Below are 9078 nucleotides of genomic sequence, written 5' to 3'. Positions count from 1 at the left end.
TTTATACAACATGGTGCCCAGACTGCGTACGAATGAAGTGATAAGTTTTATACATGTTTATACAAGATTAAAAAGCATTATATTGTAGAGGTTTAGAGGACATATCAGCGACAGTTTACCTCTTACCATTACATACGAGTATTCGTTTAGTTTGCATTTTCGTTTGCAATTCTGTTTGCAAACTTGTTAGCACTTTTTTATTTTGATTTGAACACAGTTTGCTTTAGAAAATGTTCAATGGAAGTTGCTTGAAATATGCGTAAGTTACCACTAAGTGAATATGTTCTACTTGCGAGGATTAAAATTGGAGGGAATATTTTATTACCTTCAGGTTGCCACCTTTCTTTTTTCCATTCTTGGCTATAAAAATAAGCTTCATAACGTTTGATTTTTTCTTGCATAACAGCTGTGCTATATACAGAGTTTTGGTATTCTATAAAGAATGGTGCCCTTCTCCAAATAGTGAATATGTCAGGTTCCATGTAACCTTTTCCATACTTCGGTTCAACATCAAATCTCTTTGGCTTATCGTGAGGTAGCAACTGTTTATATACGTCTACTATTCCCAGAAAGTGCGCGATTTTTTGACTACTTTTTCGTATAAGGCTTGGATGAGGAAAGTATACAAAAGGTTGTTGCAACGTATTAACTTCTATATATCCATCTCTTCGAAGTCGCTTTAACACGGTATTACATGAAGTAACTGGGTTCTTTAACCCTCCAAAGTGCAAATCAATAATGTCATCCCGTGACATACAACGAAATTTTTGCAAGTCATCTAAAATAGCTTTATCCCTCTGCCTCATCATCCAACACCCCAAACAATTCTTGTTGTGGTTCTTCAAGTAACACCAATTTACACTTCTCTTTCACTTTATAGGGTTTAATAATCTTTTTAGCTTTTTCTAATTCCAAATGTGGTGCTTGAATTCGCATAAGTTTCTTCAACTTTATTAGCATTTCCCCTGGTCGATCTATAGCTTCTGCACCTTCTGTTCCTAAAATGATACGGCTATTTATTTTATCCGCTGCTTGGAATGCTATACGAACCGTTAAATTACTTTTCACACGACTGTTTAACACCTCTGCATCTGGTCTTTGCATGGAAAGAATAAGAAACATTCCAAGTGCCCTCCCAGCTGCAGCTATATCATCCAACACATCCATAACATTCGAATCTCCATGTAGCAAAGCTACCTCATCAATGCAAACTACAATGTATGGTAACGGTTCATTTGCTGTTTTGTTATATTCATCGATGTGACTTAATTCTGTTTCATCCAATAAGTTACCACGCTTTTCTAATTCGAGGCGCAATTTCAATAATGCTGCAGCTAAACTCTTCTTATCTTTATAAATCCCTACTACATGCTCCACCTTATTTAAAAAATGAAACTCAGATCGCTTTAAATCACCCAGGTGCAATTGCAATTTTTGAACTGGCATATACTGAATCAATGTAGTAAGTATCACTCTTAACATGCTACTTTTTCCGCTTCCTGTTTCACCGGCAATTAACAACTGCGGTTGCTCCACCATGTCATAAATCAGATAATTACCAAACTCATCTTTACCTATCATAATTGGTAACTTGCATTGTGATAACTGACTTTTTATTTGACTGTAACTATACGAATATGGATTCAATCCGGTCTTTGAAGAATAAACGTTTAATATAAATCTTTTAATATCACCCTCGATTTTAATATTCCGTCCTAAGATTTGCTGAAAACAAAACCACCTTTTCTGTATCCGCTCTGGATCTAACCCATTTGGTAAAGTAAATACATATTGCGTCCTCTCATCATCTTCAGAAATAGCATGTATCTTCGGATAAATAGGTACTTTTCCACCCTTTGTTTCATGTTCCACGTACAGACCAGCCTTTTGAAATACTTCTGTAAGTTGATGTTTTAAAGTCTTTTGGTGAAACCATTCTTTAACCAATTTCATACGCCAATACCTCCTTAAAACATCATTACAATTCGGATAAATACATAACCAATGAATGCTATTCCACTAAGACGAACACCATGATACAATCCATCTGATAGTAAACGTGATGCAGCTACTTTATCGTTTTTCATAAGATGTTTCTCCAACACTACTCCACCAATAGTAACTACTCCAACTGCCGATAATGCAATGTAAGTTCCCACCATACAAATCTCCCCCTTTATAAACACAACCGAAATCCTTAAATTTAAAGTGCTTATTAGCTTGTAAACCGTGGTATCAATACTTTGGTAGATACTATGACAATTACTGCAGTAACAAAAGATAAATTAATTTGGTAGCTACAAAAGTATCAAAATATATTTTCTGTGTTTCATTACCTTTGTAACTACTTTGGTATAGGTATATGTTCCGGACAAATTTCGCTTGCCTGTCCTTCAGAACTTTTTTAAATTGGTACACATTTAGCAGGAAGGAAACTCATTTTATCCATTGAATTCTATATATTTAGGAGGGATAAGCATGGAATTTAAATGTAGGTTACGTGTAATATTTGCTGAACGAGAAATTAAGCAAAAGGAGTTCGCTAAAAACATTGATATTAGTCAATCCACAATGAGCGCACTTGTAAATGGTACCAACTTGCCGACATTCCCAACCGCATATAAAATTGCAAAAGCCCTTAATATGTACATAGAGGATATTTGGATTGTAGAGGAGGAATAACCTGTGGCAAGAAAAAAGAAATCTTGTTTGTATGTTATTAAAGAAACCTACGGTACACAGAAAAGAGAAGAAGTCTTTCGTAAAGTATTTGAAAACTACTATGGTGTAGGGACAGTAATTACAAGGAAAGAAAAAGAAGAGCTGAGTAAAGCTGACTACTTACAAATCGAAACTAAATAAACATAAAAAGCCAGTTCTCTATTAAAAGGAACTGGCTTTATTTATATATATTATATAGGCATTCCCTCTGACATTTCGTCTAATACCTTTTCCTTCAAGAAAAGAAACGCTTCTTCCTCTTCTTTCGTCATGGCACGTTCTGAATACTACCCATCTGATACCGTTACTTTATACTTGCCCATTAACTCCATCCCCTTTTACGTTAGATTTCGTTACATGTTAAATTTTAGCAGTTAAATATTAAAGAGACGTAAATTGAGCGTTAAGATTTTACTATACAAATAGACAGCAATAAAAAAGCACTCGTCATGAGTGCTTTTTTTCGTTACATATTGTAACCAATCCATTTTGGTCCTAACCAAGTATCAATTTCATACCATACTTGTTTTACATTAACTGTTTGAGGTGTTACTGTATCAGGGAAAGGTCCTAATGCTTCGTTCTGCCACGCAGTTTTATACAGAATCATTCTTTCTGTTACGTAAAGATCTGCTTGTCCAGCATCTAAAGCATGGTGTAAGCTATCATGAACACCGCCATAAATCAGAGGATGGTAACGCAGCCATCTTTCACCTAACCATGTATCAATCTTGATTGATGCTTGTCTTACATGTACATCTTGTACAGGACTAACATAATTCACTACAGTTGGATTATCTGGACTGTTGTGTAAAGATTTTGTTACTTTAATAGTGTTGTAACTTGCCCCATTTTTTTGGATAATGTCAGCGTGAGAATTCCCAGCCGCCATCGCAGATGAAGTATCGAAAGATACAAACGCTAATACCGCCATAAAAGTTGCAGCAATTAACTTTTTCATACTGTTTCCCCCTAATATGTATTTTACTTACAATCTTTATACTACAATATAAAGATTGATATGTAAATACCATTTTTTGTTTTTATAGTTATTTTTTGTTTATAATGTAAAAAAACACAAAAAACCAATTCCCGAAGGAACTGGCTCTACTTATTATCGTATATCGAAATGTTTCTCAGGTATCCAAGTGTTTTGACCAATATCGATATGCTCATCTCTACGTGCATAAATACCAAGAGGTTGATGTCCAAAAACTCTACCTTTAAAATTACCATTCGGAGCATCGAACGTATTAATACCATAGTCAGATGGGAATTTAGAATATGCGTAAAACCATTGCACATTGAAATGCTCTTGCTTTGCCCATTTCTCCCAGCCTAAGCAAAGCATATTTTCATCTCCACCATACCAGCGTCCCTCAAGAATAAGGTATGGATAGGTTTTATTAATCACATGTCCAGTTACCCAAGCGTCTTTTTCCCCACTATTGAATAGGTTAATATTGTATCCATCTTCATATTTTGACCTAGCAAGACCGATACCTGTTGGTTGTAAAGGTTTGCTACCAATAGAACCTCCTGCAGCTTCTTCACGTAATACACGATTGTAGTCGAAACAAGGACAATCTTTCCACTCGTAACCCTTGAGATCACTATGACCTTTTACATATTTTAAATTTGGATACGTCTTTTGTAAGTACGTGATAAGTTCATATAAGCTGCACCTTTGTGCTGCTGTCGGTTCTTGTATGCGGAAATCACCAGTTAAGCAAATACCTACACAATATTTATTATGATTGCCTACATGATACGAATTAGCACCGATATTTTGACATTGTTTAATCGTTCCATTCTGCTCAATCACAAATTGATAACCGATGCCGGACCATCCGTTTACATCCACATGATAACGGGCATATGCTTCTGCACTTCCCGTTTTGGTCAAACTATGATGCACTACTATAGTTGTTTTACTAGAAGCACCATAGTCTTCATATGAGCCGTTCGAACGTAGCTTACCTCTCATGTCTACAATGTTCATTATTCAACCTCTCCTTTTTGTTCTTTTTTCTTATACTTACCGTTTAAAATTTCAACTGCATCAGCGACAAATGATGGAAGCGGCAATCCTAAACGCCCTGCGTTTTCAATGATTGAAAGTAACTCATTTCCCAAGTAGAACATGATAAAAGCTTCTTGCAGTGAAGCCTGTAAACCAAATACTTCAAGGTTTAACCCTTGCTCTTTAAACAACATGTCTACCTGTGCTGCCAATGCAATGAGGGCAAACATCATAATCTTTTTGAATATCCCTCTCCATCCGATTTTTGATTTTAACTCCCCATTCACCCCTGCTGCCGCCATGCCCGATGTATAATCAATAATCGATGCGTACATTAAAACCTGTAACAATTGACTCCACCCCCCGAATACAAAACCAAAGAACGCTCCAAATATTGCTGTAGATCCTTTCCAAACCACATCGATATGCTCTTTCATTCTCCCTCTCCTTCCAAAATGAAAAGAGAAGCGTTTTATCGCTTCTCTTTTCAATTCAAATATATATGATTTTAAAACCACTCAGTATCTTACTCGGTTATATATCCCCTCTTCACGGTTACCATCCTTATATAAAAGGTAAATCTATTTATCTTTTTCAGACTTATCTTTTTCTTGCTTTAAGAAATCAACACCGCTTGCAATTGCATTAATTCTAAAACATTGAAATAAATTATAAACAAAGCTCTTTAACTCAATCAATGAATTAATTAAAAAAGTTAAATAAACTGTCCATAACACAGACGCTATGATTTCATTAATATAACCCGGTATTAATGGTAAACTCCAATTTTTTGGAACAACATTAAAGAAAAACATTAATAACAGATTTAATATTATAAGAAACAAATACAGCATACTAATCCCAAGAAAATAAAGATTATATTCTTCAAATTTGCTCTTATCAGATTCACTTATTGTGATTAGACTAATTAATGTAGGACCATTTACAAGTGCTTGAAAAATAGCATAACCTGTAATTATCACTGCAAAAGTTGGAACAACTATATCATTTACATTCCCTAAAAGGCCCGCAAATTTCTCTATAATCTTTCCAGACTTAATTAAAATATAATATTGTATAGCAAAAAAGACTGCGAAAAATAATAACAGAAACAAGAATCTATGCCTCGAAGGAATTTGTAAAGCTAAACTCTGCTTAATAATATGACGCGACTCCATATCAGAATCAACTAACCTTCCTAAGTTGACCAATAATCGATTCTTTTTCTCTTGATCCATCACAACCTCCTCTTAACCCTTAATCATATCCATTAAGGTTCCAAACAGATTTTGATATATACGCTTATTTTCTTCACTAGTATGATTAAATTCCTCTTTATTTATAACTTTACCAGCTATATTAGCTAAATCCTCATGAAAGCTACCTGTATCTTCTAAAGGTATTTGCATTTCTTCTGTAAAAGAATCATCTTTTAACCTTTTCACCGATCCATTCTTATATTCAACCTTAATAGCTGGTTTAACTAACCCTCTCCACTACCTTCTCCTTATTACCAGGTGTGTTTATTTGAGTGAAACCACTTTTACTACCCAATTCTTTTAATTCATCTCTCCAATAACTAAATATCTTTTTGCCATCAATATCACCATTTAATGGATAAAAACGAAGAACAACTTCTTTAATTTTCTTTACTTTTTTCAACTCTTTTCTTATCACATCTTCAGAAGGTATTGCCACAACATTAAGATTTGCCATCGGTAGCTTCTCTTCTTTCTCCTCGACACCCTTGTTAAATTCACGAATATAGTCTTTCAACAAGAAACTTGCTGTTGCTGAGAAATTTCCCAGGCTAGGACTTCCTTTTTGATTCTTTACAATCACCATCCTATGGTTTTGTAAATTTATTAAAAAATATGAATACGGAGCAGATGGATAAGACTCATCAGTCGACTTCAAACCTTCTCCTTCTATATATAATGACTTCACTTCTAGCTTTGTGCTCTTTACTAATAATCCACCTAACATAATTGAACCTTGTGTCATAATTAACCTTACTTTTTCAAAGAAATACTTATTCCCTTCGCTTTCCCTTTTTTTAGGTAATTGAAATGCAGGCATAACAATTTCTTGAAAATAATCTAGCATAGGTTTATCATCTTTTCCAAACGTACAATTAAAATTTGCAATATATAAACTCTTTCTTTGCTCTGACATCAACATACATCCCCTATTTATAATATTATTAAAACATATTAATATAATAACATTTTGCTAAAAAGAGATATAGAAAAATATGTTTTATTTAATATATTTTAGGGGATTGCGAATTTCTTTAATATCCATATAAATGCCGTATTTTATACAAAACAAAAAAGCCTATTTGGGTATGCTTTTCATTAACTCCTCTATCTTTTCCCACATAAGCTTTTGGTTTCGTTTTAACTCCTCATTTTCTTTTTGCAAATTCTTCAAAACTTCTTCTTGCGTCAAAGGCTTGTCTACATATAAGTAATACAAAGTCTTTGTTGTAACGTTACATTTAAGTATCGCAACCTTACCTTCACGATGTTCCGGCTCAAGTATCTCATTCACAAAGAAACCTTCCTTTTCCAATTCTTCTTTTGTCTTTCCTAAACCTAATTCAGGATGAAAAGGCGTGCTATGAATCAACTCAATTTCTCCAGTACTACTATACTTAATATAAATCATATTCTCTCTATCCCTTCATTTAAGCTAAATCAACATATGATTTAACAGCTTTTATTTCTGTTTCATCTCTTACTATGAAAACAGCTCCATACCCATCATCATAAGCATGCAGAAGGCTTCCACCTATAAAGGTCGCTTTCCGCTTGCCGTATGTTGCGGTTCCGTCTGCAAAGAAGCCATTTTCCAGTTTAAAAGACCCTAAACCATAACCACCTACCGTCATCGTTGAACCTTTGTTATGGATATACGCCATAGACCATATTGGAGATATATCTATAGTTGTGTTTAAAGATTCTTGTTTGATAAAATTGAAATTTTTATCAAAATAAGAAACTTTAATTAAATAGTTCAATCTTTCAGAAACATAACTATAAGAGAATAAATACAGCATCTCACCATTCAAAGCAACAGCCTGTGCATTAGTAAAACGATCATCTGGATTGTTATTTACTAAAACACCTGAAGGTGATAGGATACCTTTCTTTGACCTATCATAAAAATCGTAATAATAGACATAGTTTGTAGGTTTAAGTATTGTATACTGCGGTGAGTTTACCCCGGGCGGTTTTAACTTAGTTTGCGTGTAACCTTTTCTTGATATTACCGTAAAGCTAGATGAGCCGTCCCCTGGTGAAACCGTAAGAGCGTAAATATTGTTTTCATCAACGCTAATTACTTCTGATACTGCACAGGTAAACGATGCAACTTCCACCCATGTATTCATGTCATAAACAAATGTGCGCTCATACCTATCGTTCAAATTGGCATCATAACCACAGACAAACAATAAATTATCTACAACAAAAGCTTTATAGAAATTTTGATATTCAAATGGCAACTCGAATTCTTTAACTCTAGAAAAATCATTCATTTTATAAACATAAAAATAACTTCTATATTCAGTAATTGCTGTACATTGAAAAATATATTTTTTTTTATACAAGTCCACCCCAACGTATCTATGAGAACTTCTAAGAACCATTGAACGCACTATAGGAAACTGTAGTTTATCTACTGCCTCCACTACTTCGAATCTTCGCATCTTCTTTTTACCGATACCATGTGATCCTAGAAATGGCATTAATGAAACACCTCGCTTATTTTCTTCTCGCTAGTCTTATTGTCTCTATTATCATACGTGTATGCCCATTGCTGTGTTTTTACAGCGGTTGTACCGTTTGCTGCATAATATACGACTTGCTGTGATAAATAGTTTCCTCTTATGTCAGGATTAGAAAGCGTAGACTTCCGGTACAATGTACCATCACTTCTTTTCCATTCTGCTTTTCTAGCGACACCATAATTGTCGTAATCAGTTGAGAACTCATCATAGTCATCTGCAAGTTCATTAATTGCGCCTACTACAGATGTCTTATGAATTGTTTTAAGCTGTATCTGCTCTCCGATTTCTACTTCAATATCATGAATTTTATTTAGAATATTTGTTTCAGCATTTTGAGAAAGGATGTCTTTTAACCCGTTAAACCAATCAATAAACAATTGCTTCTGCTCATTTGTCCATGATGCCAACTCAGAGTTCCCTTTCTCTTTCATGCGTTCAAACCAGTCCTGAAATTGATGAAATATTTCTGATGTGTCTACCTGATTTACTGTGCCATGTACAATTCCACACAAATCACTTTTCATTCTTAAATCCGTGATGT

Annotated in this window: 13 protein-coding genes and 1 pseudogene; 2 read left to right on the top strand and 12 right to left on the bottom strand. The window is 34.3% G+C overall.

Annotated elements, in window-relative coordinates; all coding sequences use genetic code 11:
- Positions 1-197 precede the first annotated feature (197 nt).
- Genes BAMA_RS22780 through BAMA_RS22770 form a run of 3 tightly spaced genes read right to left on the bottom strand, consistent with a single transcriptional unit; the run spans position 198 to position 2162 of the window.
- Complete coding sequence (locus tag BAMA_RS22780; RefSeq protein ID WP_034644243.1) at positions 198-806, bottom strand: replication-relaxation family protein; 609 nt, start codon at positions 804-806, stop codon at positions 198-200.
- Entirely contained in the window at positions 790-1953 is a 1164-nt protein-coding gene (locus tag BAMA_RS22775; protein ID WP_034644238.1) for an FtsK/SpoIIIE domain-containing protein, read from the bottom strand. The genes BAMA_RS22780 and BAMA_RS22775 overlap by 17 nt, the downstream gene beginning before the upstream one ends.
- Positions 1954-1967: 14 nt before the next feature.
- A complete protein-coding gene (locus BAMA_RS22770; protein WP_034644235.1) occupies positions 1968-2162 on the bottom strand; it encodes a hypothetical protein in 195 nt (64 codons plus the stop codon).
- 316 nt (positions 2163-2478) lie between these two features.
- On the opposite strand from BAMA_RS22770, the gene BAMA_RS22765 reads away from it, so the two are divergent.
- Both BAMA_RS22765 and BAMA_RS25065 read left to right on the top strand, forming a co-directional pair.
- Positions 2479-2682 carry a helix-turn-helix transcriptional regulator gene (locus BAMA_RS22765; protein WP_034644232.1) on the top strand — a complete coding sequence of 68 codons (204 nt, stop codon included), beginning with the start codon at positions 2479-2481 and terminating at the stop codon, positions 2680-2682.
- A 3-nt stretch (positions 2683-2685) separates the two neighbouring features.
- Positions 2686-2862, top strand: coding sequence for a hypothetical protein (locus tag BAMA_RS25065; protein WP_200874721.1), 177 nt, complete (start codon positions 2686-2688; stop codon positions 2860-2862).
- Between the two features lie 325 nt (positions 2863-3187).
- Here the strand turns inward: BAMA_RS25065 and BAMA_RS22760 are convergent, their stop codons facing one another.
- From BAMA_RS22760 to BAMA_RS22720, 9 genes and pseudogenes are all read right to left on the bottom strand, one after another.
- Positions 3188-3682, bottom strand: coding sequence for a hypothetical protein (locus tag BAMA_RS22760; protein WP_034644230.1), 495 nt, complete (start codon positions 3680-3682; stop codon positions 3188-3190).
- A gap of 153 nt (positions 3683-3835) precedes the next feature.
- Positions 3836-4723: a peptidoglycan recognition protein family protein gene (locus BAMA_RS23670; RefSeq protein WP_051759068.1), complete on the bottom strand. Its 888-nt coding sequence runs from the start codon at positions 4721-4723 to the stop codon at positions 3836-3838.
- The gene (locus BAMA_RS22750; protein ID WP_034644226.1) at positions 4723-5181 is read right to left on the bottom strand and encodes a phage holin family protein; all 459 of its coding nucleotides are present in this window, start codon (positions 5179-5181) and stop codon (positions 4723-4725) included. Before BAMA_RS22750 ends, BAMA_RS23670 begins: the two co-directional genes overlap by 1 nt.
- Before the next feature lie 144 nt (positions 5182-5325).
- Positions 5326-5982 carry a hypothetical protein gene (locus BAMA_RS22745; protein WP_034644224.1) on the bottom strand — a complete coding sequence of 219 codons (657 nt, stop codon included), beginning with the start codon at positions 5980-5982 and terminating at the stop codon, positions 5326-5328.
- 12 nt (positions 5983-5994) lie between these two features.
- Entirely contained in the window at positions 5995-6189 is a 195-nt protein-coding gene (locus tag BAMA_RS22740) for a hypothetical protein (protein WP_034644222.1), read from the bottom strand.
- Between the two features lie 34 nt (positions 6190-6223).
- Positions 6224-6919, bottom strand: a complete 696-nt coding sequence (locus tag BAMA_RS22735) for a hypothetical protein (protein WP_034644220.1) — start codon at positions 6917-6919, stop codon at positions 6224-6226.
- A 162-nt stretch (positions 6920-7081) separates the two neighbouring features.
- Positions 7082-7414, bottom strand: a complete 333-nt coding sequence (locus BAMA_RS22730) for a hypothetical protein (RefSeq protein WP_051759067.1) — start codon at positions 7412-7414, stop codon at positions 7082-7084.
- Positions 7415-7433: 19 nt separating this feature from the next.
- A complete protein-coding gene (locus BAMA_RS22725; protein WP_034644218.1) occupies positions 7434-8495 on the bottom strand; it encodes a hypothetical protein in 1062 nt (353 codons plus the stop codon).
- Positions 8495-9078 (bottom strand): annotated as a pseudogene (locus BAMA_RS22720) (hypothetical protein); the annotation flags it as partial. The pseudogene BAMA_RS22720 and the gene BAMA_RS22725, both read right to left, overlap by 1 nt.

The sequence above is a fragment of the Bacillus manliponensis genome (genome assembly GCF_000712595.1).
GTDB classification, from domain to species: domain Bacteria; phylum Bacillota; class Bacilli; order Bacillales; family Bacillaceae_G; genus Bacillus_A; species Bacillus_A manliponensis.
The sequence above is the reverse complement of the archived record's forward strand: the minus strand, read 5'-3'. Positions and strand labels throughout refer to the sequence as shown.

Coding starts and splice junctions, on each gene's coding strand:
- BAMA_RS22780 (WP_034644243.1), bottom strand. CDS start 806: ATGAGGCAGAGGGATAAAGCTATTTTAGATGACTTGCAAAAATTTCGT.
- BAMA_RS22775 (WP_034644238.1), bottom strand. CDS start 1,953: ATGAAATTGGTTAAAGAATGGTTTCACCAAAAGACTTTAAAACATCAA.
- BAMA_RS22770 (WP_034644235.1), bottom strand. CDS start 2,162: ATGGTGGGAACTTACATTGCATTATCGGCAGTTGGAGTAGTTACTATT.
- BAMA_RS22765 (WP_034644232.1), top strand. CDS start 2,479: ATGGAATTTAAATGTAGGTTACGTGTAATATTTGCTGAACGAGAAATT.
- BAMA_RS22760 (WP_034644230.1), bottom strand. CDS start 3,682: ATGAAAAAGTTAATTGCTGCAACTTTTATGGCGGTATTAGCGTTTGTA.
- BAMA_RS23670 (WP_051759068.1), bottom strand. CDS start 4,723: ATGAACATTGTAGACATGAGAGGTAAGCTACGTTCGAACGGCTCATAT.
- BAMA_RS22750 (WP_034644226.1), bottom strand. CDS start 5,181: ATGAAAGAGCATATCGATGTGGTTTGGAAAGGATCTACAGCAATATTT.
- BAMA_RS22745 (WP_034644224.1), bottom strand. CDS start 5,982: ATGGATCAAGAGAAAAAGAATCGATTATTGGTCAACTTAGGAAGGTTA.
- BAMA_RS22735 (WP_034644220.1), bottom strand. CDS start 6,919: ATGTCAGAGCAAAGAAAGAGTTTATATATTGCAAATTTTAATTGTACG.
- BAMA_RS22730 (WP_051759067.1), bottom strand. CDS start 7,414: ATGATTTATATTAAGTATAGTAGTACTGGAGAAATTGAGTTGATTCAT.
- BAMA_RS22725 (WP_034644218.1), bottom strand. CDS start 8,495: ATGCCATTTCTAGGATCACATGGTATCGGTAAAAAGAAGATGCGAAGA.